Here is a 25484-nt window from a genome sequence, read left to right as displayed (position 1 = left end):
TCAAAAACTTTTCAATTCTAGTCATACTTTGTTCATAATCTTCAAAATTTGTACAAAATACTAGCGTTTCATTTTTATAAATTTCTATACTTATATATTTATCTTCAATATCAATAAATTTGATAGTTATCTCTCTTGGTACATGAAGTAGATTTACTATTTGTCTAATATTATATATTTTGAATAAACTTCAATCTTTAATATAAGCTTAAATAAACCTTAATTCCTAAAAATCATTGCAAAAACCCACAAGGCTTACCCAATTAATATCTTGCTAAAATATTTTTTAATTTTCTCTTGTGCTTTTATTTTTTACTTTAGGTGTAAGATAAACCATACTCTAGCTATCTTTTTTATAAGCTATTAAATTTATTTTATTATATCTATCTAATAAAAAACCGTATCACTTATTTGTGATACGGTTCTCCATTACTTATTCTAAATGAGGTTTTTCCAATTAATACCCACATATTCATTCTACATAATTATGGTATAATATCCAAGTTAGAATATAGAAATGCCGTAGTAGGATGGCTACGGGGGTTTTGAACATTTTATCCTCCTTGGACTATTGTAGAATTAACTATAAAAAGCTTTGTTACTATTTATATTATTAAATTAGTTTTAAAACATAATCTTTTTATTTCTAAGTTAATTATCAAGATTAAATTTCTTGGTATTCATAGAAAGCTTAATGGCAAAGAGAAAAAGCACCCATCCCACAAAGAATAGTGTACTTTACTCTTAATTAAATTTATTTAATTAATTCAATAGCCCTAAAACAAAATAAATGTTCTAATTCTTCATTTTTTAATATTAAATGTTTTTAAGTGTTTCTATTATCTCATTTTCATATATTCCACCATGATAACATATGATTCTATCAATATCATAATTCAAAAATTTTTTAATAGACCTTTTAGCCTCTTCTATATCGAAAGTATACTGAGGTAATGCAATATCTAAATTTCCATTTTCTACAACCAAAGCATCTCCAGTTATTAATGATTTGCTTTCTTTGTGATAAATAGATATGTGACCTAGCATATGTCCAGGTGTAGCTATTATTTCAATTCCTCCACAAAACTCTAAATAATCTTTATCTTTTAATGTTATATCTACATTACAACTTTCTACTGCTTCAAGGATTTTATGAAAATGATTAGCTTGCTCTTTTTGATTTTCTGTTAAAGAATCATATATACTTTCAGCTTGTTGTAGTCTTAACGATTTTTTACTAGCATTAATATATGGTTCCTCTTCTTTAGATGCTAATATCTGTATATTAGGATATTGTCTCTTAAATTCTGCTAACGCTCCCATATGGTCAAAATCATGATGCGTTATAATTATTTTAGATAAATTTTTTATGTTGACTCCATTATTTATTGCAACCTTCTCTATCAATCTAAGAAAATCAGGGTATCCACAATCTATTAATACCATTTCATTTTCATCTTCTAATATTACAGGGTAAATAGTATCCTTTTTGTTACCAAATTTGAAAGACAATTCTAATATGCTTATCTTACTCATGTTAATTCCTCCTAATAATAATTTAATTATTTAAATAGTATCATGCGTTTTAAAAATATAGTTAGTCTATAAACATTTCTGTATTATTTATTCCTACATACTAAGTGCTTTATTTATAATACATTTTATATTCCCTAATAATTTTCCTAATACTATTTTCAGTAAGATAATATTTATTTGCTAATTCCTTAACTGAACTTCCATTATTAAAGCTATTGTAAATTTGTATATTTCTTTCTATTAATTCATTTTTAAATCCACTATTTTCTCCCCAGTTTTTCCTATTTTCATCTTTTCTAGGTATATATAAATAACTTCCATCAACGTACTGTTGAATTATCTTAATAATTTCCTTAGGTAATATATTTTGTGCATTTTTATATTTCATAGCCTTTGCTCCTATTTAATATTATATTTTTTTAATATTAAAGCAAAAACTGCACAAAACTACTTTGATTAAATCTCTCTTTTAAAGCAGCTCCTAACAAAATATGTTCTGTGCTATTACAGTCTTTGCTTGGAGCTTAATGCAATAACTAGTTTTTGTGTTAAGTTTTTCATATGTTCTCTCCTAACTATTGATTTATATATTTACTAAATCTTAAACTCTAAATACTAATTATTCAACAGTCCAATTTCAGTAAAAACCTCACTTATTTGTGATACGGTTCTCCGTATCAGTTACAAATGAGGTTTATTCTATTTACTCCCCTTATAGTTCTCTCTTATAAATGGTTCTTGAACCTTCTTATCTAATAACTCTTTATAATTTCCAACTTTCCTATATGCATTTCCCTACGTTTCCCTTTAATAAACTTTTTACATCCTATACCTATCTACTTCTCTTTGTACTTTATATAGTTTCAATCTCAACTTTTATTGCTGTAGCACCTTCTAGTTGAATCCAGTTTAAATTCGCTTTGAATTCTGTAGTAACCTTATCTAAATTACATATATTTTCTATAACATACGCTCCTTTATTTTCAACATATTTGTCTATTGCTACGTGAGCTTTGCCATGTTGTATTCCACTTAAGTCAATACCTATTAATTTTATATTACACTCTAATAATTTATCTATAAGCTCATTAGTTAAATATGGACTTGCTTTAGAATTAAAATATTCTTCACTTCCATATCCATAATTTTCTAAATATCCGGTTCTAAATATTACGAAAGAATTTTTTTTAATTGATATACTGTCTAATATATCAATATCTATAATATCTAGATTTCTAACATCTATTACAGTAACATCTATTTCTACTGGTAACTCTATATTTGATAGATTGTAGCAATCTATATGCGTTCCTATATGTTGTCTTTGATGTGCTGGTTGTGAGTCTCCCCATTTTAATATTTTCTTTGGAATATTAAATTCCGTTAAATGTAAATTCATATTATATATCTCCTTCTGATTCTATTATTTCATCTAAATAGTTATTAAATTTTATTAAGAAACTAGCTACAATTTCTTGGTCTTGCTTAGTTATGCTTTTAAAAAATTTATTATTTCTTTCTTCCCACTGCTTATGTTTTATTTCATGATATTTGTATAATTTTTCTCCCAATTCTGTTAACTTAAAATATATTTCTTTATCATTCTTAGGCTTTTTATATTTATCAATAAGGTTATTATTCAAAAGTTTTTTGCACAATTTACTTATTGCACCTCTCGTCATATTCATACTTTGAGATATTTTAGTAACATTAGGATCTTTTATTTTTCCTATAAAATCTAAACAATGTATTTCTGAAACTCCATAATTTTCATATTCACCTTTAAATGCTAATTTTCCTAGAGTTTCTTCCTTTTCATATATATTTTTTAAACTCTTCATAATAATATTATTATCCACTTAAAAAACCTCCTTTAGAGTTCTAACTAAACAGTCTTTATGATTTTTGTTTCCTTGGAAATAATATTATAATATTTTTGTTTCCTTGTCAACATTTTGTTCGACTCAATTTGTTGCGTAAATCTTGTAATTTTATATAACCCCAAAAAAGCTATAGAAATCATTCCATAGCTTTTTGAGTATTACATTTTAATTATACAAATTTAGTAAGTGAGGTTCCTTCTATTTTACCCTTATGTATATATTCTACATATTCAAATTATATTCTAAAGTGGTTTTATATAAATATTTTTAGATAATTCCTTAAGTTGATCTATATCTAATATATGTATTTTTTTATCATCACATCTTATAATTGACCTTAATTCCATTTCTTTAAGAGTTCTATTCAAATGTCTATATGTTGTACCTAAAAATTGTGCAATTTCCAAGTATGATGAATTTAAAATTATATAACTCTTATCTGTCAAATGCTCAACTAAATAACTTGATAGCCTGTTAATAAGTGGATATATAAAATTATATGAGCTGTTATTAATAGTTCCATAAAGCTTCTCACTCAAAGAATCTACTAAATGATGCAACAGCCTTATATTATTAAAGTATTTTTCTCTAAGTATAGCTGCAGGTATTGCTATCAAATAAGTATCTTCTACTGCATCAATATTGCAAAGGATAGGGATATCTTTTAAAAGTTCTAAATCTCCTATAGTATTAAAATCTTTATAGAATTTTAAAAGCATTGATTTCCCATTTTCAAAAGGATAATAAATTTTAATTTTACCATCTACAAGTAAATAATAATATTCAAGATTTTCCCCTGATTCTAATATATACTCTTCCTTTTCATAGAAATGAAGTTGTGCATATTTTAATATTTCATAGTCAAAAATCTGTTCTATATTATGTTTTTTAATATACTGCTTTATAAGCCTAACATCTGAAATTCTTCTCATAAAACCTCCTTACATGACTAATGTCATGTTCTAATTGTTATAAATATATTATTTTATTTATAAAGACTTGTAAAGGGGTGAACGAACTTGAATAAGTATAGAAATTTAGCTGTTTTAAATTGTATTCTTCTTGCTATAGTGTGGTTATAAATTATTTATATGAAATTTGGAGGACATATTATGAAATATAAAGTAATATTATTTGATGCAGATGAAACATTATACGATTTTAAAAAATCTGAAAGAGAAGCATTTAAAAACACAATGCTTAATTTTAACATAAAATATAATGAAGGCTATCACTTAAAAATTTATCAGGAAATAAATACCCTTCTATGGAAAGAATTTGAGCAAGGATTTATTACACAAGAAAAATTAAATGTAGAAAGATTTAAAAGATTATCAGATCAATTAAAGGTAAGCTTTGATGAAACTAACTTTGCAAAGTCATATATAGAACATTTGGCTGATGCATCATTTCTATATGATGATAGTATAGATCTTATAGAAAACTTAAATAAGTTTTACAAGCTTGCTATCGTAACTAATGGTCTTACCTTTGTTCAAGATAGAAGAATTAGAAAATCTATTATATCAAAGTATTTTGATATAATAGTAATATCTGAGGAAATATTACTATCAAAACCAAACCCTAAAATTTTTGAGCATACTTTAAAAAATATAAAACATACTGATAAAAGTAAAGTATTAATGGTAGGAGATAGCTTAACTTCTGATATACAAGGTGGAATAAACTTTGGTATAGATACATGTTGGTATAATCCTAATAAAATTATAAATAAAACATCAATAAAACCCACTTATGAGATCTCTAATTTTAATGAGCTTAAATCTTTACTACTTAATCTGTAAAAATTTCTATAAGTAATAGTACAAAAGGTATAAAATTAAATTTAGTTCTATACCTTTTTAAATTTTAATAAAAACCTCTGTTACTTATGATACGGTTCTCCGTATCAGTAATAAATGAGGTTTTTATAGTTTCATAAATATATTAAATAAAAAACTCGAATTTATAGATTTTTTTTATAATATAAATTATAACTTCTTCAATTATTATTTATTAGATATATTATTTAACCACTTTTCCTTGGTAATACAAGTAATAACCTCTGTCCTTATATCATCCATCAAAGGCCAAAGCTTGTTATAGTTGGTGCGGTTATACTCAAATCCACATTTCTCTTGAGCACGAAGTGATTTCTCATTTCCCTCAAAATAACCACACCAAAGTGCTTTAAGTTTAAGTTCTTCAAAACAATAGCGCATTAATTCTCTAATAGCCTCTGGCATAAGCCCTTTGCCCCAATAAGGCACACCAATCCAATATGCAATTTCACCTTCGTCTGATCCGATTCCAAAATCACTTGCTTCTCCTCTTAAAAGTCCAATACATCCAATAGGTTCTTCCTGTCCTTTTTGAACAATTGCGTAAATCCCTTCATTTGAAAATACGTCTCTGATGGTTTCTATACTGTATTTAATGCTAGTATGTACTGGCCATCCAGCTATTGGTCCAACTTTAGGATCGCTAGCATATTTATATAAAGAAGGTGCATCTTCACTTCTCCATGGTCTTAGTATAAGACGTTCAGTTTCTAATATTTTTTTCATTTTAATTTCAATCCTCCTTAAAAATTCTTATTTTCTTTCACCTACTTATCAAATATATATTAATCGTAATATTTGATAGTGGTTCTTAAATTCTTTAAAACTATGTTTTTATTTTATATTTGTAAACACTATAATAATAGCCTTAAGAATAGCTATAATTGTTTTTTCCTATACATAAAAAAAGATACCACCACAATGGTAGTATCACTTTTATTCTATCTATTTACTATTTTTCTTACTGAATCATATGATAAACAATACTCCTTAGCAATATTGATTATTGTTGCTCCATCTATATATTTATTGATTATTTCTCTATTACGTTTTATGTAGTATTCTCTTGAACCACTACATTGTCCCCACTTTTGCTTCTTACCTGATGTAGGAATATATAATAATTCTCCATCTACATAATTAAATATTTCTTTCAATAACTCCTTTGGAAGAACATCCGCCGCATTAATATATTTCATATTCATACTCCTTTACTTAATCAATTAAATAAAGTGCAGAATTAGCAGCTAATGCAACTTTTTATCCCACGCAGTTTGTTGCATTTCTACTATTCTGCATGGGCATAAACACTACTAAAATCATTATCATATTTAATCTTTATGAACATACCCCCACCTCCAAAGCTTTCATATTTATAAATATGAATATATCATATTTTATATCTATGTCAATATCAAAATAATTCTTTTCGATTTACAATACTATAAATTGGAAATAATTTAAATATACTAAAGATAACATATATGGATTTGAATGCTCTTCCTAAGTTATATATTAGCTATAACTATTTATTCTAATTATTTTATTTCTCCACTGATAAAGCTCATTACTCTTAATTCTAAAAAATAAATAATAACCCCCCAACAACACATTTCTGATATGCTCCCTTTAAGGTAGACAGATTAAAAAAATAAAAATCTGTTACTTGAAAGGGAGTATTTTTATGTCTAAAAGATCTAAATATACAGCAGAAGAAAAGTATAAAATTTTAATTTATTATGAGAATGAAGTTGGATCAATACAAGAAATCTGTATTAGATATAATATTAGTACGTCTACTTTTTATGAATGGAGATATAACTATGAAAAGAATGGAATAGACGGATTAATTGAATCAAAAAAATATAATAAATATTCAAAAGAGTTAAAGGAACAAGCTATACAAGACTATTTTTCAGGAAAATATTCACAGATGGAAATTGCAAAAAAATATGAATTACCCAATAGATCAGTATTTAAACTTTGGATAAACAAGTATAATTGTCATAGAGAAATAACTGGAACACCGAAAGGAATGAAACACTCTATGGCAAAAGGACGAACTGCATCTTTTAATGAAAAACTTGAAATTGTACAATACTGAATTGCTCATAAAAATGACTATAAAAAGGCCGCCGAGACTTATCAAGTCTCATATAATCAAGTATATCAATGGGTTAGAAAATACGAATTTAGTGGAGAAAATGCGCTACAAGATATGCGCGGTAGAAAAAGGCCTGAAGCTGAATTGACACCTGAAGATAGAATAAAACTTGAAATGAAAAGACTTGAAGCCGAAAATGAAAAACTAAGAGCGGAGAATGCATTTTAAAAAAAATTGGAGGAACTAGAAAGGAGGCGGTATTAAGCCGCATAAGACAAGAAAACAAATATATTTCTATAGAGGAGCTTCATAACACTGAAAAGTTCTCTATTTCACTATTGTGTGAAATAGCAATGATTTCACGTTCATCATTTTACAAGTGGGTAAATCGTGAAAAATCTGCTTTGGAAAATGAGAATAAAATGTTAGTTGATGAAATTATTAAAATCTATGAGGACGTAGATGGCATTTATGGATATCGCAGAATGACAATGAATTTAAATCGAAAGCTAGGTCAAAATTTCAACCACAAGCGTATTTATCGACTTATGAAACTTGCAGGTCTACAATCTGTAATTAGAAGAAAGAAAAAACGTTATATGAAACTTGATCCGCAACAAGTAGCAGAAAATCTTCTGAACCGTAAATTTACAGCCGATAAACCGAATCAAAAATGGCTTACAGATGTTACTGAATTTAAGTATGGAAACTCTGAGAAGGCATATCTAAGTGCTATATTAGACCTAAATGATAACTCTATTGTTGCATATGTACTCGGACATTCTAACAACAATGAGCTTGTATTTAAAACTTTAGATTTGGCGCTTACAGCTTCGCCCGGCGCAAAGCCTATGCTTCATAGTGATCGAGGATTTCAGTATACTTCATATGGATTTAAACGTAAGTTAATATTAGCAGAAATGACACAAAGTATGTCTAGAGTAGGCAAATGTATAGATAACGGTCCTATGGAAGCATTTTGGGGAATCCTAAAGTGCGAAAAGTATTATCTACACAAATATGATACATATGAGGAACTTTCCAATGCAATTGATGAATATATAAGTTTCTACAATACTAAAAGATTACAAAAAAGATTAAACGGCCTAAGTCCTTTGGAATTTAGGGCTTTAGCCGCTTAATATGATTTTTATTATTTTCACTGTCTACTTGACAGGGTGCAGTTCAATAGGTATTGCGGCATTTCATGAAAAAATAAATGCAATGAATTTATTGGGAATTTTACTTGTTATGGCATCAATTGGATTAATGAATTTGAAATTAGCTGCAATAAAAGACAACAAATGTCTTTGAAGTACTTAAAAAGACTGGACAATTATATATCCAGTCTTTTTCAACACGTTATAATCCAATTTTAGTAAATTTATCATTCATTTATTAAAGACCACTGTTGATGCTTCATTAATTGAATTAATGCTTAACTAAAAACTGCCATTAGGCTTATTCAATTTATTCTGTTGATTTAAAGCATCCTTCATAATGCTTACTAACTCATTTTCTCTATTATTTTGAAAAACACTAAACCTCCACTGTTGGCTATTTTTTCCCGAAGGTGCTTTAGTTGCTAATTATAAAATTTTTTCTATTATCTCTTTTGGTACTGTTTTATCTTGAAACTTTCTTATCTTCTACTGTCCTTATTAGATCAATATTAGTCCTCCTCATTTAGTACCTTAATTCACATTGTGAATCAATTATAACATGATTTTTGACATTTTTTCTTCATTAATATTATATAGAAAGTTATATATTTACAGGATTTATCATCAACTTTCTTCTAGAAACAAAATAAGAAGTTTAAATATTATTTATTTTTTTGCTTTTAAAAATTCTTTAATTTCTTTATAATACTCTTTATCAGCAAGCTCTCTTGGAGCAAAAAGTCCAACAAAGAAAGTTTTTATCTTAGAATCTACTAAAGAAGCTTTAAGCATAAAATGATCAGTTGTTGGTATCAAGGTAACCTTTAGAATTTCTGAAGGTACTTCCTTTTCATAAACTTCTTTTGTATTTTCACTATCTACATTTATATCCTTACCACCTAAAAATAACTTTACAGGACTATAAAAATGTTTAATATCTTCTGTTGCATCTGCTTTATAATTCTTCTTAATAAAAGTCCGGCGGTCTTCTGATACTGCTTCTTTTTGTCCAACTTCTTTTACATACTCTTCATAGCTGACATCCTTTTTAAGGAGTTCCAATTCATTTTCAAATTCTTTTTCTTTTTTAATCATCTCATCTTTCGTTGCACCCTTTTTCTCCAGTTCTTTTAAAGTATTGTATTTACCTTGCTCAATCCAATTTATTGCAGGTGCCACTAGTATATTAAAAGCAATATTTTTATTAAGCTGAACAATTTTAGGAATAACCCAACCTGCTTGACTTGCTCCCCATAAACCAATTCTGTTATTATCAATTTCAGGTAAAGTTTTTGCCCACTCGATAACTTCATTTGCTTCACTTGCTCTGTCATCCATTGATTGCAATAACCAATTTCCCTCTGAACCACTAATACCTGGTTTGCTCCATGATAATGATGCATAACCTTGTTTAGCTAATTCTTCCCACAGTGGTTTGTACTGCTCATTATATGATGCATCAGCCGGACCATCCCCATGTATGAATACCACTAAACCTGCTTTATCTGATAGCTTTTGTGGTAATACTAAAGTCCCTTTCAAAATACCCTTTGAAGTTTTAATATCAACAGATTTTTCTACAATTTTGAAGTCATTTTGAATTAAAATTACTCCTCCTAAAATAATCGCAACCATAAATAATGCTGTAAAAACTTTAAAAATTCTTTTTTTCATAGTTATCTTTCCACCTTTTATTAAAACATTTTAAACTTATAAATTTCTATTGCTTTTTCTTCTTCCTTTTAATAATTTTCTTTTACTTTTTTAATTAAGTTCTTTCTCATAAATACCCATTGATTTATCCCTATAAAATAGCCCTTAAAACGGCTACTAATATGCTCAATCTCTTTAAACCCTTTTCTGTCATATAAATGTTTTGCTATATTACTTTCTGCTACTACTAATGACAAACTTGAAAATCCCATGCCACTTAACACTTCTTCTGCATAAGATATAAGAAGTTCTCCTACCCCATTTCCTCTGATAAACTTATCCACAGCAATGTGCTCAACATAGCATTCTTCAACAGTAAATCTTTCCAAAACAAATAACTTAAAAATCAAGAACAGCATATTAAAAAATCCGTAATGATAGCAGAGGTTGAAAAAAGGAATTTTTTTATTACTCTTTAGTTGTTTACCTACTCTTATTAATATAGCTCCTACTACCTTTCCATCCTTTTTGGCAACAAAGTGTACGTAGCTTGAATTTTCTGCTTTTATATCCCAGATAGAATACAGAATATTTTCAATGTTATCCATTGTCAAGTTTTGCCTGTGGTAAAACTTCTTCTCAAATGAACTGACTAATATAGATATCACTTCTTTAAAATCACTATCTTGATACTTTTCAATGCTAATCTGTGCCATAATACTATCTCCTTTGCAATTCTCATTTATTGATGTTATACTCATCATAAACTATGGAGCTACTCAAGTGTCAAGATTATATTTTAGGAGGTACTTATGCAAAAATTATTAAGGATTGGTCAGGTAAGTAATTTATACAACATATCTCTTGATACCTTACGATATTATGATCGCAAGGACTTATTAAAACCGATTATCGATGACCAGAACGGATACCGTTATTATTCTTTAGAGCATCTTGATATATTAGAAATGATTCTTATAGGTAAATATCTTGAAATCCCTTTAGAGCAGATGAAAGAAAAAATAGATTCTGAAAGCATAAGTGGATATCTTAATATGATGGAGGAACAGAACCAATCTATTGAAGAAAAGCTTGCTATATTAACCAAACTTAGCCAATATACTAATGAAATGACAAATATGCTTAAACATATACAAAATTTTTCTAATGACAGCACTTTTTCTAAAATAACTACAGAAAAAGATTTAGATATTACCATTTATCAAATTAACCTTAAAAACTTTCCTAATAACCTAGAGAACACTCAGATAAATGGAATAGAAGCCTTTGACCAATGGATTTCTTATAATGTAGATAATAATTACTCAATTATAGGAAATAGTGAGATTTTAGGCTTATCTATTAATAAAAATATCATCCATTCGAATGAATTAGGCATATATCTTGACACTGTTACAAAGGAAGAAAAAATGTCAAAACACCATATATCAGGAAGTTACAGACACATTAGTTTTTGGGGAAATGAATATGAATTACAAGAATATCTGCACTTGCTTTGCAATCATTTTAAATTAAAAAATACATCTCTTCATATCAAATTTTGTTTTGCATTGCTTCATAAAGATATGAAACATGAATATTTTGCAAATATTTATTTCCCCCAATAATATAAACACACTTACTTTTACTCTAGATATAATAATTTTTAGGAGAGAAAAAATTCTTATTTATAACACTTTTGAAAACACGGATATTAAAAACTTACACAATACATTTTTGGATGCATTTTCAGACTATCAAGTTAAAATGGATTTGCCTCTTTTAAAGTTCCAGCAGATGCTGCTTCGAAGAGGTTATATTCCTGAAGCTTCAATAGGAACATTTAACAATAATATTTTAGTTGGATTTCTTTTAAATGCAATTAGACAATGGAACGACAAATCAACTGCTTATGACACTGGCACAGGTGTTATAAAAAGCCATAGAGAGCATGGAGTAACAAGTAATATGTTTCAAAATGCCAAGCAATTATTAAAAAAAATTGGAGTAGAACAATATTTACTTGAAGTAATTCAATCAAATACTTCTGCAGTTAATCTTTATAAAAAACAAGGCTTTGAGATTTCAAGAGATTTTGAATGCTTTATTTTAGATAAAAACAATTTTACATCCATGCCAACATATGAAGTTGAATATATAAATTCAATTAATGAAAATTGCTTTCTAGAACTAACAAACTTTTGGGATTTTAAACCATCTTGGCAGAATTCTATTGACTCAATTAATGCTGTATCAGATAATTTCATATATTCTATTATAAAAATCGATTATATTATTGTTGGATATGGAATCATTGATAAAAATACAGGGGATATTCCACAGATAGCAGTATCTAAAAATTATAGATGCAAAGGAATCGGAAGAAGCATATTGGCAAACTTATTAAATAGTACAAAATCATGTAGTAGTAGTGTTTTAAACGTAGATAGTCAGTGTGATTCTATGAAAGATTTTTTGGTGAATTTAGGGTTTAAACAACATGTCAAGCAATATGAGATGGTTTTAAAAATATAAGTCCTATAAAAATTCTTATGTTTCAGAGAGAATGTAAAAGAATTTGTGTAAATTGAATATTTCAATATATCAAATTTTTTTGCCCCTCTTTTGAACCTGCTTCAAAATACATCTGTTGAAGGTTTTATGAATGAATCAAATATTAAGCTTATTTCAGTTTCTGATACTCCCTAATTGTTAATAGAAAAAATGAAAATTTATATTCCTCCAACAATGGAGAATAAATGGAGCGAATTGCAATAATAGTAGTTACATCAACGTTAAGCAGAAAAACTTAATGTTGATGTAACTATTTTTATCCAATTTTAGTAAAGTTCGCATTTACTTATGATACGGTTCTCCATTACTTATTCTAAATGCTCTATATATTTGTTCTAATAGCATAACTCTGAAAAGTTGATGTGGAAATGTCATTTTACTAAAGCAAAGACTATGATTAGATCTTTTTAAAACAGCTTCACTTAAACCTAAGCTTCCTCCAATTACGAAGCATAAGTTGCTATTACCTCTTACTCCGCAATTATCAATGAATTTAGATAGTTCTTCTGATGACATCATCTTACCTTTAAGATCTAATGTAATTACATACATATTATCTTTTATAGAATTTAAAATCTTATTGCCTTCTTTATCTTTTATGATGAGTTCGTCCTTTTCAGACGCATTGTCTGGAGTTTGTTCATCTTGTAGCTCCACTATATTTAATTTACAATAACGAGATAATCTTTTAGAATACTCATCTATAGCATGTTTCAAGTATTTTTCTTTAAGTTTTCCTACTGAAATAATTGTTATATTCATATTTTCTCCTTAGTTTTAGTCTCATAATCTATTTTATTTTCACCTTATATTTTAGGTAATTATTAATATTTTAGTACAAAAATAAGCTCGTAAAATTTAATCTTTTCTACAAGCTAAGATATAAAACTAAAAGTTCTACCTATACTAAAATACTAATATACACTTTAAACACAATTCTGTTTTAATAGCCTAAAGTTTCATTTATAAATATTACATGTATTCTATCTTTATCAATTTGTCTCTTAATTAATGTGTATTCATTACAAATTCTTTCTTTGCTATTACAGTCCATGCATTTTCCTATTTTTGAGCATGGTGTAGCCTTGTTTAATCTTTTTGTATTTGCTGGTGCTGATACTTCTTTATTTCTTTTAATTGCATCCTCTATAGTTGGAACTATCTTATTTACGCCTGCAATTATTATTACTTTTTTGGGTCCATAAAGAATAGCTGCTACCCTATTACCATTACCATCAACATTATAAATTTCACCTTTTTCAGTAATAGCATTTGAGCTTGTGAAATAAGCATCTGAAAGAAATGCTTGTCTGTATATTTCATTTACTTCTTCACGTGTGATATTAGGTTTATTTCTATCTAATAAATTGTATTTTCCATTCTTAAGATAATCCATAACCCCACATTCAAATAAGGTCATTGATCCTCCAAATGCAATTTTATTGCCTGGTTCTATTATATTTTCTATAATACCTATTAAGTCATCTTTAGATTTAGCAAAATATCCATTCATATTACTTTTTCTTAACTCATCTATTGTTCTTAATATTTTTTGTTCATTTACCCACATAATATTATTGTCCATATTATCACCCCACGCTATATTGTATTTATAATCCCAATCAATCATATTGAGTATAAATCATAATATCATTATACAAAATTTACCATATAGAAATCAAATAATATCCCTATAATATTTTCACTTAATTTTAAAACGTATATTATCTTTTATTAATAAAAGGTTTACTATATTTATCAACTAATACCCAAAATAAACATAGTTGATTATGAATTTAAATTCTTATATATTTTTACAATGGTTGTCCATTAAAATTTTCTATATATAAATAAAAGGGATCATTGTAGATCCCTTTTTAGAAAACTATTTACCACAACACTTTTTATATTTCTTTCCGCTTCCACATGGACAATCGTCATTTCTTCCAACTTTTTCATTATTTCTAATGATTTTAGAATCTCTAAATTGTTTTTGAATTTCTTTTCTCTTTTCTTCTGAGAATATTCCATCCCATTGTGGTAAAGTGTAAAGATATTCAGCTTTTGCATCTAACATATTATAATATAAATTTTCTAAATCAATATCTAATACTAATTCAGTATTTTCATCTAAATTTTCTAAATCATATTGATTTTTTAAACTATCATTTATTCCATCAATGAATCCCATTATAAATTCTAATGAAGAATCATATTCTTTTGCTAAACCAGCAATTGTTGTTTTCTTAGGTTCTTTATGTTTTGCTAATAAATCTTTATAAATGCTTTTTTCTAACTTACTATATTCTTGCCAGAAAGCATTTTCTCCCTTAGTTTTTACATAGTCTACAACCATATTAGTCCAATCTGTATATAAACTCATTTTTAAAATCCTCCCTTAATGTTGCTTTTGTTTTATATTTATAAATTTATTTTATAGTAACCAATTTAAAATTCTATAAATTCACTAGGTTCATGTCTATTTGCCATAGTTAATGTTATGTCATTCTTTTCATTAATTCCATTTTCTCTTAATACATTAACTACTGTTTGATATGCTAAATCAGGTTGATTATTAGTACTGCTTAAATGTCCTAAAATAACCTTCTTATTAAAGCCATTCTTTAATATTTCTACAATAGCTTCACCGCAATCATCATTAGATAAATGTCCTATCTCACTTAATATTCTTCTTTTTAAGCTATAAGGATATGGTCCATATTTAAGCATACTGACATCATGATTACTTTCAAGTAAAATAATTTCTGATTCTTTGATATTATCATATATTTCTTTTGTAAATGTTCCTAAATCAGTTGCTACACTAACTTTTTTATCTTTGTTAGCAATAGTATACCCCATAGGAGATATTGAATCATGAGGAATATTAAAGGCTTTCACATCTAAGTCTTTAATTTGAGTAACTGATCTTTTATCAATTACCTTTATATTATGCTCTTTTATCTTTCCAATTAATGATTCCATAGCACTCCAAGTGTTGGCATTTGCATATATTGGTATATCATATTTTCTTGATAAAACTCCAACACCCTTTATATGATCACTATGTTCATGTGTTACAAAAATACCATCTAAATCATTTGGTGACTGATTTATTGATTTCAATGCTTCATCAATTCTTTTACCTGGAAGTCCAGCATCTATTAATATTTTTGATTTTTCAGAAGCAACAAACATACTATTCCCACTGCTTCCACTGTATAAAGAACAGAATATCATTTAAATTCCTCCTATGATAACATAAAAAGCCACCCTATTCTACTATAGTTCTCTTTATATCCGCTCCTAAAGCTCTTAATTTATTTTCTATATGTGGATATCCTCTATCTATATGTTCTATACTTGTTATTTCTGTTCTTCCTTCAGCTAATAAACCAGCTATAACCATAGCAGCTCCAGCTCTTAAATCAGTTGCTTTTACTACTGCTCCAGTAAGTCTTTTAACACCTTCAATAATAGCTACTCTACCTTCAACTTTTATGTTAGCGCCCATCTTTTTAAGTTCATCTATATGTTTATGTCTATTTTCCCATATAGACTCAGTAACTATACTCTTTCCAGAAATAACGCTTAATAAAGCTGACATAGGTTGTTGAATATCAGTCGGGAATCCTGGATAAGGGGTGGTCTTTACGTTTACTGCTTTTAGTTCATCACTAGCACAAACCCTTATACAATCATCATCTTCTTCAATTACTGCACCCATTTCTTTAAGTTTTGCTGAAATTGATTCTAAATGCTTTGGAATAACATTCCTCACATAAACATCTCCACGAGTTGCAACAGCTGCTATCATAAATGTACCAGCCTCTATTTGGTCAGGTATAACGCTATAAGAACAACCTTTTAGTTTTTCAACACCTTGTATTCTAATAACATCAGTACCAGCACCTTTAATATTTGCACCCATTGAGTTTAAAAAATTAGCTACATCAACTACATGTGGTTCTTTTGCCACATTTTCAAGAGTAGTAACACCATCTGCTAATGTTGCTGCAATCATAACATTTATTGTAGCACCTACTGATACTACATCAAAAAATATATTTGTTCCTTGTAATTTTTCTGCTTTTACTATTACAGCACCATGTTCTATAGTAACTTCTGCACCAAGAGCTTCAAATCCTTTTATGTGTTGATCTATAGGTCTAACACCAATTGGACATCCACCAGGTAACACAACCTTTGCTTGCTTAAATCTTGCTAATAAAGCTCCTATAAAGTAATAAGAGGCTCTCATTCTTCTTACATCCTCAGTTGAAGCATCAAAATTACTTACATTTGTACTATCTATTTCTAATGTATTATTATCTATTTTTACTGTATTACAACCTAAACTTTCTAATATTCTTTCAAGGCAATGTACATCTTCAATATCTGGTATATTATCAATTACACATTTTCCTTCACTGGCCATTATTGCTGCTGGTAATATTGCTACAGCTGCATTTTTAGCACCATTGATCTCAACAGAACCTCTAAGAATATTCCCTCCATTTATTATCAATCTTTCCATCGAATTCACCCTATTCATAAAATCTATATTTAAATACGTCAAACTCCTGATTATATCTATATTTTCATTAGACATTATTGTCCTATTATATTTATTAAAATCTACTTTTATCATTATATCATAAACTTAATTTATTTAAATATATTTTTTTCCTTATATTAATAGTTTTTTAAACATTTTACTTAATAAATTTCCTTTTTATAATATTAAATGTAATATAGTCAAATTTTAACGATATAAATTATGGGTATTATGTAAAATTATTTACTTAATTACATTTTTATTATTATCATTCATATTTTAATTATTCTTCTATTTTTTTATTTGTTCTATTGTGTTATAATTTATTAAAACTTTGTAATAGCAAGACATTAGTTTAGATTGTGAGGTTTACATGAAGTATTATATAGTTGCGGTATTTGATGATGAAACATATCAATTAATTTCACCTATTCAAAAAAATATGTCAAAAAAATTTAGAGGCAATAGAAATTCACCTATGCCATTTATTCCTTTATGTATTGTTGATAATCCTAATTTCGATAAACTTTATCCGATTATAAACAAAATTATATCACCATATAAAGTTTTTAGGATTGATGCTTTGGATTCTGTTTATGTATACGATAATACTAGAAGCGTTAATTTAAGGATTGATAATAGAGGATATATTAAGAGAATTTCTCGTGCTCTTAGTGACATGCTTATTTTAAGTGGATTTAATATTAAAACATTTGATGAAAATTTTGTTTCTCTATCAAATTTAGGTTATATATCAAAAGACTATAAAAAGCAGGATATAAAGTTAAATTTTCCATACCTATATAAAAATAATCCTTATATAAAATTAAAGATTAAAAAAATAGAAGTTTGGAAAATACCTACATCTAAAAAAGATTTACCGTTAAAATCATTTGTTTTAAAAAAATTTTAAATATATTTATTTGTTTTAGTAAAAGAGAATTTGATAATTAATCATTCCCTTTTACTATTATTTTTTGTATTTTTAAGAAAATTAAAAATATTTTTTATTGTATTCGTTTTCTCCACTTTCTTTTATTTTAAAACTTTTGTAAAATAAAAATAATGATTTATTAAAGTAGGGGGATTCAGTATGAATGTTAAAGACCTCTTTGAAACTCAAAGAATAATAAATAAAAATTTAACATTAAATAATCAATTAGATGACTGTAAGATTCAAACTAGAAAATATTTGGAATTCAACGTTAAGATTAGCGAACTAGCTAATGAAACTAAATGCTTTAAATACTTGATGGATACTAACAATTTTATAGATATGCAAGTTGTATTTAGAAAATATGTATCCTGTTTATCGCAAATTATTACTATCGGACTAGATAATAATTATTCTGATATAACTGAGATTGATGTAAAACCTAATGACTACTGTTTAAGTGATCAATTTTTAAACTTATATATTGATATAAACGATTTAATTATATCACCATCAAAAGATCACTACCTTACTTTATTCGAAGACATCTTAAGTTTAGCAATAACCTTAGGATTTACTCAAACTGAACTAAAAAATGAATTTTCTAAAAATACGTATGAAAAAGTAGCTCTTTAATTTGGAGCTACTTTTTTTATTGTTTAAAAAATTATAAATCATATAATTTATAATTCCAAAAATCACCTTCACATTTTTTTTATAACCTTAATATTTGCCTCATAGTAAGGACATAATATTTTTGAGGTGATTTTTATGATGGGCATAATATATGCTATAATTTCTGGAATTTCAATGAGTTTACAAGGCGTATTTAACACAAAATTAGGTGAAAAAATAGGAATTTGGGAAACAAATGTTATAGTACAGCTTACTGGACTAATTTTAACTTTAGTTATATCTTTTTTTTGTGGAAAAGGGAGTTATTCTAATATAAAAAATGCTAATAAGATATTTCTTTTAGGAGGAGCACTTGGAGTTGTTATTATATTTACTGTAATGAAAAGCATTGGTGGAATGGGTACTACCTTTGGTATAGGTACTATATTAATAGCTCAACTCTTAGCAGCAGGAATAATTGATGCCTTTGGATTGTTTGGCACTGAAAAAATCAAATTTACACTTCATGAATTTTTAGGAATAGCAATTATGATAGTTGGAATTATAATATTTAAATGGAAACACTAATTTAATCGTTGTATAATATTTTTGAATTACATATTTTAAATACGGTAATTGATATATGGAATAGGTAAAGTGGCATTGTAATTTAATTTTGATAATTATGCTAAGCTTTACTTATTCATATATCAGTGCTCTACTAAAAAATATCCAAAATAAAACAATCATTTAAATATAGAAAGGACCTTCTATGTCAAATTTTTTTAAGAATATAAATTTTTTATTTAATTTAACTAACAACAATTTAAAGGAATATTTTAAAGAGAAAAATGCTATTAAATTTGATCAACTACAATTTAACTCTGTTAATTGGTTTGGTCATGCTACAACAGTTATAAACTTAAGTGGAAAAGTAATTATAACTGATCCTGTATTATCCGATGTATTAGGTTATTTTAAAAGAGTTGTTCAAAAACCTAATTACTTAAAAGATTTAAAAATAGATTATATAATCCTATCTCATGGACATATGGATCATATGCACTTTCCATCTCTTAGTAAACTAAATAAAGATGCTATTGTTATAGCGCCTAAAGGATATAAGAAAATCCTTAGATTATTAGGATTTAAAAATGTATTTCTTTTGCATCCTAATGAAACCTATGAAGATGATAATATTAAAATAACTGCATATGAAGCAAATCATGATGGAAGAAGATTTTATGTAGGAATTGATGATGAAAGCTTATCTTATCTAATTGAAAGAAACGATAAAAAAGTTTTTTTTGCTGGTGATACTGCATTTACTGATAATTTTAAAGGAATTGTATCTGATATTGCTTTAATGCCAGTTGGATGTTATATTCCAGAAAGATTTTCTCATATGCATTGTACTCCTCTTGAATCTTATGAAATGTTTAAAATGATGAATTCCAAAGTAATGATACCTATTCACTATAAAACATTTATAATATCATTAGAAGATTTCAATGAAACTGAATTGATATTAAAAAACTTAAAAGATAATAATATAAAGATAATTGATATTGGAGAAACGTTTATTTTCTAGTCTTATTCTTTATATAAATACTTATATTATATATTTCTAAATATAATTGTAAATATTTTAGTTAACTTGTGTATTAACAAAACACCTATTATTCATATACTATATATTGAAATAAATAATTGGGAGAAGAATATGTTTGCATTTTCATATAAAAATAAGCTAGATCCTAATTTAAAACACTATATGTCTAATAATTGTTATAAAAATTATCGAGTGCTGATAAAATATAAAAATTTTCAATCCTCTATAGAGAAAAAAGTTACATCATATAAAGGTAAATTACATCATGTTATAAAATGTTCTAATTTAATAAGTGCTACTTTAACTTCTAAAGGTATTGAAAGAATTGTTGAATATCCAGAAATAGAAAAAGTTTATTTAGACGAATATTTATTTCTTTGCGGTATGAGTGTTGCTACAGCTAACAAAGTACACTTTTCAGAGAAATATAAGTTGTCAGGAGCTGGTGTAGGAATTGGGATTGTAGATAGTGGTGTATTTCCACATCCTGATTTAATATCTCCTAGCAATAAAATATCATTATTTGTTGATTTAATTAATGATTTTAATTATCCTTACGATGATAATGGTCACGGTACATCAACTAGCGGCATTTTATGTAGTAGTGGACTTGCCTCAAATAATATGTACAAAGGAATAGCACATAAAAGTAAATTATTTTGTTATAAAGCTTTTGATAAACTAGGAAAGGGTTTTGCTTCTGACATATTATATTCAATAGAATCTTTAGTAGAAATCTCTAAAGAAAATAACATAAAAGTATTATGTCTACCATTTGAATTATTAAGTCATAATACATTTATCATCTCTTGCTTTGATTTGACATTTAAATATGCAATATTAAATAATGTTATTCCTATAGTACCTAGTGGAAGTACATTAAATAACTCGTCTTCTATTATGGGAATATCTACGTGTGATAATTGTATTACGGTTGCAGGCTTAGACAGCACTACTCCGATAATAAAGCCATATACCTTTTCTTCATCAGGTCCATTTGGAAAATCTGGAAAGCCTAATTTATCTGCTTCTTGTGTAAATATAGTTTCATTGAACAGTGATACTAATTACTTAAGTGAAAAAAATGGCTTAAAGATTTATCCTAAAAAGCTTGAAGCACCATATAAAACTTTTACCGGAACATCACTTGCCGTATCATATGTTAGTGGATTATGTGCTTTGCTATTTGAAAATAATCCTGAACTAACTTTTAATGATTTAACTTCACTATTAAAAGTTGCATGTGATCCTGTTGATGATATTCCTAAAAATATTTGTGGTGAAGGTATTATAAATATTGATACATTGATGCCCTAAATTATAAAAATAATAAATACTATAAATATTTTTAGTATTTATTATTTTTTTATTTGGCTCTATATATTAGTAGAGTGTTGATATAGATCTTTTTATTTATTGCTTTATATATGACTCTGGGTTTATTGGAGTTCCCTTTGATCTTAATTCAAAATGTAAATGAGGTCCTGTACTTCTTCCAGTACTACCAACAGCACCAATAACATCTCCTTTTTTTATTTCTTGTCCTTTCTTCACATGAATTGAGCTTAAATGACCATAAAGTGTTTCTAATCCATCTTCATGTTTTATTTTAATCATATTACCATATCCGCTTACAACTCCAGCGTCTTCAATAACCCCATCAAAAGCCGCTGTAACAGGGTCCCCTGTATTCCCTGCTATATCTATTCCATTGTGAGTCTTCCCCCATCTTGGACCAAATTTAGATGTGATGTATCTACCTCTAGTTGGATATTGTAAAAATGTTGCTTTAGTTCCAATTGGAGTTTTGCTACCTCTATATTCAATCCTATCTTTAGCTTCTTTTGTTACATATTCTGAAATTATATTTTCATTCAGCTTTTCTCCATTACGGTAAGTAACTTCAGCAGTAACTTTTTTGCTACCAGCCTCGCCTTCTTTGATATTGTTTTCTCCTATATACATAGAATCATCTCTTTTTATTTGTGTTTTAGGCGCTACAGTTACTTCTTTTTCTTCTTTAATTTTAACATCTACTTTTATATTTTCATCATTTATCATATTGTCAACTATTTGCTTAATATCATTTACATTTGAAATTGGAACTTTAACATCTGAGTATTTTACATTAGCATTAATCTCAGTATCAAGTACAGAATCTAATTTTATATTAAACTTATTTAAATTTTGCATTATGAAATCTTTAAAAACATCACTAGCTTCATTTTCATTGAATACTATTCCGTAATCTTTATTATTTATGTTTATTAACTTTGCATCAACTTCATCATTAATGATTTTCTTTATATTCTTTTTAATATTTTCTTCACTAGATTTTTCTATATTTTCTTTGTTAGTCTTAAATCTTAATTTCTTATCTTGTACTAAATCAGTACCTAGTCTTTTATTTAATTCATCATTAACCTCACTATACATTTGCTTAAATTCTTTCTTATCATAAATATAACCTACTAGCCTTCCATCAACATATGCTTCAAATACCTTATTAGAATTTGCATTTGCTATTAAAATTATTGAATTAAATATAACTGTAAGACAAATTATAAATTTAATTACTTTCATTTTTCTCGTGTTCATAATTTAATCCTTTCACTTTTATAATTAAAAATACAATTTATAATCTATCCTATTACAAACAAATTTATTCATTAGTTTAAAGTATTAGTTGTTTTCTGTATTCATTGTGGTTATAATATTGGTTTGTTATAATAATTTACAAAGACTTTATTATGAAAGGTAGGTAGTGATAAGTATGAGCACTTTTATGCTAAAAAATAAGGTACCAACATTTACTCCTATAAGTAATATTTTTATCGAAAAGTATATGCCTAAAGCTAGAGGAGAATTTATAAAAGTTTATTTATTAATGCTAAAGTATAATACTTGTAACGAATTAGGAGTCAGCTCATCAATACTAGCATCCTCTCTTAATTTATTAGAATCTGATATTATGAATGCCTTTAATTATTGGAATGATGAAGGAGTAATAAAATTTACTCCTATTGATAACATGGGAAATTTTAATATAGAATTCTTAAATTTATCAGAAGAAAATTTAGATGATTCAAAACAAGTTGATTTACTTAATGCACTTGATGAAAATAATACAAAAGATATGTTAAAACATATAGAAAAGTTACTTGCAAGACCACTATCCCCTAAAGAAATGTCAATTTATTTAAATTGGCAAAGGGAATTAGGTTTTTCCTCAGAACTAATTTTAATATTAATAGAATATTGTATATCTAAAGGAAAGTCTGATGCAAGATATATAGAAAAAGTTGCTTTATCTTGGCATGATTTAAAGATAAGAACCATTGATCAGGCTCAAAATTTAATAAAGAAAACAGAAGATAAATGGTTAAACATAAGAAAAATACTAAATTATCTTGGTATAAAAAATACTGAAATTATGAAACCTCAACAAGATATTATAGAAAAATGGCTTTTAGTTTATAAATTTCCTACAGAGATTATATTTAAAGCCTGTGATATATGTTTTGAAAGGTTAAATAGGGCAGACTTTAAATATATCGATGGTATATTATCTAACTGGTATAAGAATAATATAAAAACATTAGAGGATATAGCACTTAAAGATAAAACCCCTAAAAATAAAAATTATAAAAAAACTAACTATTCTTCTGAAAAGCCACCTCTTAAGTTTAATAACTTTGAAGCAAGAGAATATGATTATGACTCTTTAGAAAAAAAATTACTAGGATGGGATAATAATGATTAATGGATATCAAGCAGAAATCTTAAAAACATATGAGAATATTAGAGAAAATGAAGCCAAAAATCTAAAATTAAGAAGGCTAGAAGTATCTAATATATGCCCTGAAATTTTAGAGTTGGATAATGAAATACAAAGAATGTCTTTAAGAATGTCTTTAGAAATCATAAAAGCTGATGACAGTGAAAAAACATTAACACAATATAAAGAAAAAATTACAGACTTAAGAGTAAGAAAATGTGAAATGCTCGTAGCAAATGGTTATGATCCTGAATATTTAAATTTAAAGTATACATGTAGCAAATGTAAAGATACTGGATTTATAGGTGCAAATAAATGTACTTGTTACAAACAAAAATTAATCAGATTACACTACAAAGATTCCGAATTAGAAAATACTATAAAAGAAAATAATTTTAATAATTTTGATTTAAATCTATTTTCTACCCATAGATTAGGTGATGAAAAGTATTCTCCAAGAAAAAATATTGAAAATATATTAGAATATGTTTTAAATGATTATATTCCGAACTTTTCATCTCAAAATATAAATTTATTATTCTATGGTAATCCCGGTAGTGGAAAAACTTATTTATCATATTGCTTATCTAAAGCAATATTAGATAAAGGTTATCTAGTTGTATATAAAACATCTGATGAATTAATTAAAAATCTAAGTGAAATAAGATTTAATAATAATGCCAATTTAGAGGCACTACTTTTAAATTGTGATTTACTAATAATTGATGATTTAGGTGCAGAACATTTAAATGAATTTTCTATAACAGAATTATTTAATATTATTAATAAAAGAATATTAACTAAAAAGAAAATGCTTATTTCTACTAATTTAACATTACCAGGTATAACAAAGCAATATACAGAAAGAATTGCTTCTAGATTACTTGGTGATTTTAAACTTTGTAAGTTCTATTCAGAAGATATAAGAATTAAGAAAAACCTACAAAAAAATAGATAAAAAAATAGCTTCTAATAATTTTAGAAGCTATTTATATATATAAAAGTAGTTATTGACGTTAAAAACAAAAAACTCTAGTTTTACTAGAGTTTTGTTGGCGACTCAGAAGGGGCTCGAACCCTCGACCTCCGGCGTGACAGGCCGGCACTCTAACCAACTGAGCTACTGAGCCATATTATTTTTTATGTTTTATGGTGGGCACAACAGGGCTCGAACCTGTGACCCTCTGCTTGTAAGGCAGATGCTCTCCCAGCTGAGCTATGCGCCCATAAGGA

25 protein-coding genes, 2 tRNA genes and 2 pseudogenes are annotated in these 25484 nt (G+C 26.9%); 12 read left to right on the top strand and 17 right to left on the bottom strand.

Annotated elements, in window-relative coordinates:
* Positions 1-816: 816 nt before the first annotated feature.
* The 5 genes from RGC78_RS11310 to RGC78_RS11290 form a co-directional block, all read right to left on the bottom strand.
* Complete coding sequence (locus tag RGC78_RS11310) at positions 817-1536, bottom strand: MBL fold metallo-hydrolase (RefSeq protein ID WP_252216431.1); 720 nt, start codon at positions 1534-1536, stop codon at positions 817-819.
* A 109-nt stretch (positions 1537-1645) separates the two neighbouring features.
* Positions 1646-1924, bottom strand: coding sequence for a CD3324 family protein (locus RGC78_RS11305; protein ID WP_252216429.1), 279 nt, complete (start codon positions 1922-1924; stop codon positions 1646-1648).
* A 465-nt stretch (positions 1925-2389) separates the two neighbouring features.
* Positions 2390-2935, bottom strand: coding sequence for a cyclase family protein (locus RGC78_RS11300; protein WP_252216427.1), 546 nt, complete (start codon positions 2933-2935; stop codon positions 2390-2392).
* 1 nt (position 2936) lies between these two features.
* Positions 2937-3377, bottom strand: coding sequence for a MarR family transcriptional regulator (locus tag RGC78_RS11295; RefSeq protein ID WP_286673980.1), 441 nt, complete (start codon positions 3375-3377; stop codon positions 2937-2939).
* Between the two features lie 284 nt (positions 3378-3661).
* A complete protein-coding gene (locus RGC78_RS11290) occupies positions 3662-4351 on the bottom strand; it encodes a Crp/Fnr family transcriptional regulator (RefSeq protein ID WP_309556667.1) in 690 nt (229 codons plus the stop codon).
* A 180-nt stretch (positions 4352-4531) separates the two neighbouring features.
* On the opposite strand from RGC78_RS11290, the gene RGC78_RS11285 reads away from it, so the two are divergent.
* On the top strand, positions 4532-5224 hold the full coding sequence (locus tag RGC78_RS11285) for a YjjG family noncanonical pyrimidine nucleotidase (protein WP_309556666.1): 693 nt from the start codon (positions 4532-4534) through the stop codon (positions 5222-5224).
* Between the two features lie 204 nt (positions 5225-5428).
* On the opposite strand, the gene RGC78_RS11280 is transcribed toward RGC78_RS11285, so the two are convergent.
* Complete coding sequence (locus RGC78_RS11280; protein WP_309556680.1) at positions 5429-5992, bottom strand: GNAT family N-acetyltransferase; 564 nt, start codon at positions 5990-5992, stop codon at positions 5429-5431.
* A 209-nt stretch (positions 5993-6201) separates the two neighbouring features.
* A complete protein-coding gene (locus RGC78_RS11275) occupies positions 6202-6459 on the bottom strand; it encodes a CD3324 family protein (RefSeq protein ID WP_309556665.1) in 258 nt (85 codons plus the stop codon).
* A 485-nt stretch (positions 6460-6944) separates the two neighbouring features.
* Here RGC78_RS11275 and RGC78_RS16200 point away from each other — a divergent pair.
* A pseudogene (locus RGC78_RS16200) lies at positions 6945-8506 on the top strand (IS3 family transposase).
* A 687-nt stretch (positions 8507-9193) separates the two neighbouring features.
* Here RGC78_RS16200 and RGC78_RS11250 read toward each other — a convergent pair.
* Positions 9194-10201, bottom strand: a complete 1008-nt coding sequence (locus RGC78_RS11250) for an alpha/beta hydrolase family protein (protein ID WP_309556663.1) — start codon at positions 10199-10201, stop codon at positions 9194-9196.
* Between the two features lie 68 nt (positions 10202-10269).
* Complete coding sequence (locus tag RGC78_RS11245) at positions 10270-10896, bottom strand: GNAT family N-acetyltransferase (protein WP_309556662.1); 627 nt, start codon at positions 10894-10896, stop codon at positions 10270-10272.
* 96 nt (positions 10897-10992) lie between these two features.
* On the opposite strand from RGC78_RS11245, the gene RGC78_RS11240 reads away from it, so the two are divergent.
* From RGC78_RS11240 to RGC78_RS11230, 3 genes and pseudogenes are all read left to right on the top strand, one after another.
* Complete coding sequence (locus RGC78_RS11240) at positions 10993-11808, top strand: MerR family DNA-binding transcriptional regulator (protein WP_309556661.1); 816 nt, start codon at positions 10993-10995, stop codon at positions 11806-11808.
* Between the two features lie 52 nt (positions 11809-11860).
* Positions 11861-12715 (top strand): GNAT family N-acetyltransferase, encoded by an 855-nt coding sequence (locus RGC78_RS11235; protein ID WP_309556677.1) that lies wholly within the window; start codon positions 11861-11863, stop codon positions 12713-12715.
* Between the two features lie 51 nt (positions 12716-12766).
* Positions 12767-12958: pseudogene (locus RGC78_RS11230) on the top strand (TIGR00730 family Rossman fold protein); the annotation flags it as partial.
* Positions 12959-13036: 78 nt separating this feature from the next.
* Here RGC78_RS11230 and rlmH read toward each other — a convergent pair.
* The 5 genes from rlmH to murA all read right to left on the bottom strand — a co-directional run bounded on the left by rlmH (position 13037) and on the right by murA (position 17291).
* Positions 13037-13516 carry a 23S rRNA (pseudouridine(1915)-N(3))-methyltransferase RlmH gene (gene rlmH, locus RGC78_RS11225; protein WP_053342617.1) on the bottom strand — a complete coding sequence of 160 codons (480 nt, stop codon included), beginning with the start codon at positions 13514-13516 and terminating at the stop codon, positions 13037-13039.
* A gap of 181 nt (positions 13517-13697) precedes the next feature.
* Positions 13698-14339, bottom strand: a complete 642-nt coding sequence (locus RGC78_RS11220; RefSeq protein ID WP_252225714.1) for a lactate utilization protein — start codon at positions 14337-14339, stop codon at positions 13698-13700.
* 300 nt (positions 14340-14639) lie between these two features.
* Positions 14640-15137 carry an SEC-C metal-binding domain-containing protein gene (locus tag RGC78_RS11215; RefSeq protein WP_035783332.1) on the bottom strand — a complete coding sequence of 166 codons (498 nt, stop codon included), beginning with the start codon at positions 15135-15137 and terminating at the stop codon, positions 14640-14642.
* 65 nt (positions 15138-15202) lie between these two features.
* Complete coding sequence (locus tag RGC78_RS11210; protein WP_309556660.1) at positions 15203-15994, bottom strand: MBL fold metallo-hydrolase; 792 nt, start codon at positions 15992-15994, stop codon at positions 15203-15205.
* 34 nt (positions 15995-16028) lie between these two features.
* The gene (murA, locus tag RGC78_RS11205) at positions 16029-17291 is read right to left on the bottom strand and encodes a UDP-N-acetylglucosamine 1-carboxyvinyltransferase (protein WP_252231244.1); all 1263 of its coding nucleotides are present in this window, start codon (positions 17289-17291) and stop codon (positions 16029-16031) included.
* Between the two features lie 394 nt (positions 17292-17685).
* Between murA and RGC78_RS11200 the strand changes: the two genes are divergently transcribed.
* The 5 genes from RGC78_RS11200 to RGC78_RS11180 all read left to right on the top strand — a co-directional run bounded on the left by RGC78_RS11200 (position 17686) and on the right by RGC78_RS11180 (position 21790).
* Positions 17686-18225 (top strand): hypothetical protein, encoded by a 540-nt coding sequence (locus tag RGC78_RS11200; RefSeq protein WP_252216413.1) that lies wholly within the window; start codon positions 17686-17688, stop codon positions 18223-18225.
* A gap of 180 nt (positions 18226-18405) precedes the next feature.
* Positions 18406-18882: a dUTP diphosphatase gene (locus RGC78_RS11195; RefSeq protein WP_252216411.1), complete on the top strand. Its 477-nt coding sequence runs from the start codon at positions 18406-18408 to the stop codon at positions 18880-18882.
* A 135-nt stretch (positions 18883-19017) separates the two neighbouring features.
* A complete protein-coding gene (locus tag RGC78_RS11190; RefSeq protein ID WP_252216410.1) occupies positions 19018-19449 on the top strand; it encodes a DMT family transporter in 432 nt (143 codons plus the stop codon).
* A gap of 184 nt (positions 19450-19633) precedes the next feature.
* Positions 19634-20452, top strand: a complete 819-nt coding sequence (locus RGC78_RS11185) for an MBL fold metallo-hydrolase (RefSeq protein WP_252216409.1) — start codon at positions 19634-19636, stop codon at positions 20450-20452.
* A 132-nt stretch (positions 20453-20584) separates the two neighbouring features.
* Positions 20585-21790 (top strand): S8 family serine peptidase, encoded by a 1206-nt coding sequence (locus tag RGC78_RS11180; RefSeq protein WP_252216408.1) that lies wholly within the window; start codon positions 20585-20587, stop codon positions 21788-21790.
* Positions 21791-21886: 96 nt separating this feature from the next.
* Here the strand turns inward: RGC78_RS11180 and RGC78_RS11175 are convergent, their stop codons facing one another.
* Positions 21887-23071: a peptidoglycan DD-metalloendopeptidase family protein gene (locus RGC78_RS11175; RefSeq protein ID WP_252216407.1), complete on the bottom strand. Its 1185-nt coding sequence runs from the start codon at positions 23069-23071 to the stop codon at positions 21887-21889.
* Positions 23072-23246: 175 nt separating this feature from the next.
* On the opposite strand from RGC78_RS11175, the gene RGC78_RS11170 reads away from it, so the two are divergent.
* A complete protein-coding gene (locus RGC78_RS11170) occupies positions 23247-24236 on the top strand; it encodes a DnaD domain protein (RefSeq protein ID WP_252216406.1) in 990 nt (329 codons plus the stop codon).
* Positions 24229-25209: an ATP-binding protein gene (locus tag RGC78_RS11165; protein WP_252216393.1), complete on the top strand. Its 981-nt coding sequence runs from the start codon at positions 24229-24231 to the stop codon at positions 25207-25209. The genes RGC78_RS11170 and RGC78_RS11165 overlap by 8 nt, the downstream gene beginning before the upstream one ends.
* Before the next feature lie 95 nt (positions 25210-25304).
* Here RGC78_RS11165 and RGC78_RS11160 read toward each other — a convergent pair.
* Together RGC78_RS11160 and RGC78_RS11155 are read right to left on the bottom strand one after the other, a co-directional pair.
* Positions 25305-25381 (bottom strand) — tRNA-Asp (locus RGC78_RS11160).
* Positions 25382-25401: 20 nt separating this feature from the next.
* Positions 25402-25477 (bottom strand) — tRNA-Val (locus tag RGC78_RS11155).
* Between the last annotated feature and the right edge of the window lie 7 nt (positions 25478-25484).

Source organism: Clostridium aquiflavi, assembly GCF_031344075.1.
GTDB classification, from domain to species: domain Bacteria; phylum Bacillota; class Clostridia; order Clostridiales; family Clostridiaceae; genus Clostridium; species Clostridium aquiflavi.
The sequence above is the reverse complement of the archived record's forward strand: the minus strand, read 5'-3'. Positions and strand labels throughout refer to the sequence as shown.

Bases quoted from the DNA above. Each gene is read 5' to 3' on its own strand.
- RGC78_RS11310 (WP_252216431.1), bottom strand. From the start codon at position 1,536: ATGAGTAAGATAAGCATATTAGAATTGTCTTTCAAATTTGGTAACAAA.
- RGC78_RS11305 (WP_252216429.1), bottom strand. From the start codon at position 1,924: ATGAAATATAAAAATGCACAAAATATATTACCTAAGGAAATTATTAAG.
- RGC78_RS11300 (WP_252216427.1), bottom strand. From the start codon at position 2,935: ATGAATTTACATTTAACGGAATTTAATATTCCAAAGAAAATATTAAAA.
- RGC78_RS11295 (WP_286673980.1), bottom strand. From the start codon at position 3,377: ATGAAGAGTTTAAAAAATATATATGAAAAGGAAGAAACTCTAGGAAAA.
- RGC78_RS11290 (WP_309556667.1), bottom strand. From the start codon at position 4,351: ATGAGAAGAATTTCAGATGTTAGGCTTATAAAGCAGTATATTAAAAAA.
- RGC78_RS11285 (WP_309556666.1), top strand. From the start codon at position 4,532: ATGAAATATAAAGTAATATTATTTGATGCAGATGAAACATTATACGAT.
- RGC78_RS11275 (WP_309556665.1), bottom strand. From the start codon at position 6,459: ATGAAATATATTAATGCGGCGGATGTTCTTCCAAAGGAGTTATTGAAA.
- RGC78_RS11250 (WP_309556663.1), bottom strand. From the start codon at position 10,201: ATGAAAAAAAGAATTTTTAAAGTTTTTACAGCATTATTTATGGTTGCG.
- RGC78_RS11245 (WP_309556662.1), bottom strand. From the start codon at position 10,896: ATGGCACAGATTAGCATTGAAAAGTATCAAGATAGTGATTTTAAAGAA.
- RGC78_RS11240 (WP_309556661.1), top strand. From the start codon at position 10,993: ATGCAAAAATTATTAAGGATTGGTCAGGTAAGTAATTTATACAACATA.
- rlmH (WP_053342617.1), bottom strand. From the start codon at position 13,516: ATGAATATAACAATTATTTCAGTAGGAAAACTTAAAGAAAAATACTTG.
- RGC78_RS11220 (WP_252225714.1), bottom strand. From the start codon at position 14,339: ATGGACAATAATATTATGTGGGTAAATGAACAAAAAATATTAAGAACA.
- RGC78_RS11215 (WP_035783332.1), bottom strand. From the start codon at position 15,137: ATGAGTTTATATACAGATTGGACTAATATGGTTGTAGACTATGTAAAA.
- RGC78_RS11210 (WP_309556660.1), bottom strand. From the start codon at position 15,994: ATGATATTCTGTTCTTTATACAGTGGAAGCAGTGGGAATAGTATGTTT.
- murA (WP_252231244.1), bottom strand. From the start codon at position 17,291: ATGGAAAGATTGATAATAAATGGAGGGAATATTCTTAGAGGTTCTGTT.
- RGC78_RS11200 (WP_252216413.1), top strand. From the start codon at position 17,686: ATGAAGTATTATATAGTTGCGGTATTTGATGATGAAACATATCAATTA.
- RGC78_RS11195 (WP_252216411.1), top strand. From the start codon at position 18,406: ATGAATGTTAAAGACCTCTTTGAAACTCAAAGAATAATAAATAAAAAT.
- RGC78_RS11190 (WP_252216410.1), top strand. From the start codon at position 19,018: ATGATGGGCATAATATATGCTATAATTTCTGGAATTTCAATGAGTTTA.
- RGC78_RS11185 (WP_252216409.1), top strand. From the start codon at position 19,634: ATGTCAAATTTTTTTAAGAATATAAATTTTTTATTTAATTTAACTAAC.
- RGC78_RS11180 (WP_252216408.1), top strand. From the start codon at position 20,585: ATGTTTGCATTTTCATATAAAAATAAGCTAGATCCTAATTTAAAACAC.
- RGC78_RS11175 (WP_252216407.1), bottom strand. From the start codon at position 23,071: ATGAACACGAGAAAAATGAAAGTAATTAAATTTATAATTTGTCTTACA.
- RGC78_RS11170 (WP_252216406.1), top strand. From the start codon at position 23,247: ATGAGCACTTTTATGCTAAAAAATAAGGTACCAACATTTACTCCTATA.
- RGC78_RS11165 (WP_252216393.1), top strand. From the start codon at position 24,229: ATGATTAATGGATATCAAGCAGAAATCTTAAAAACATATGAGAATATT.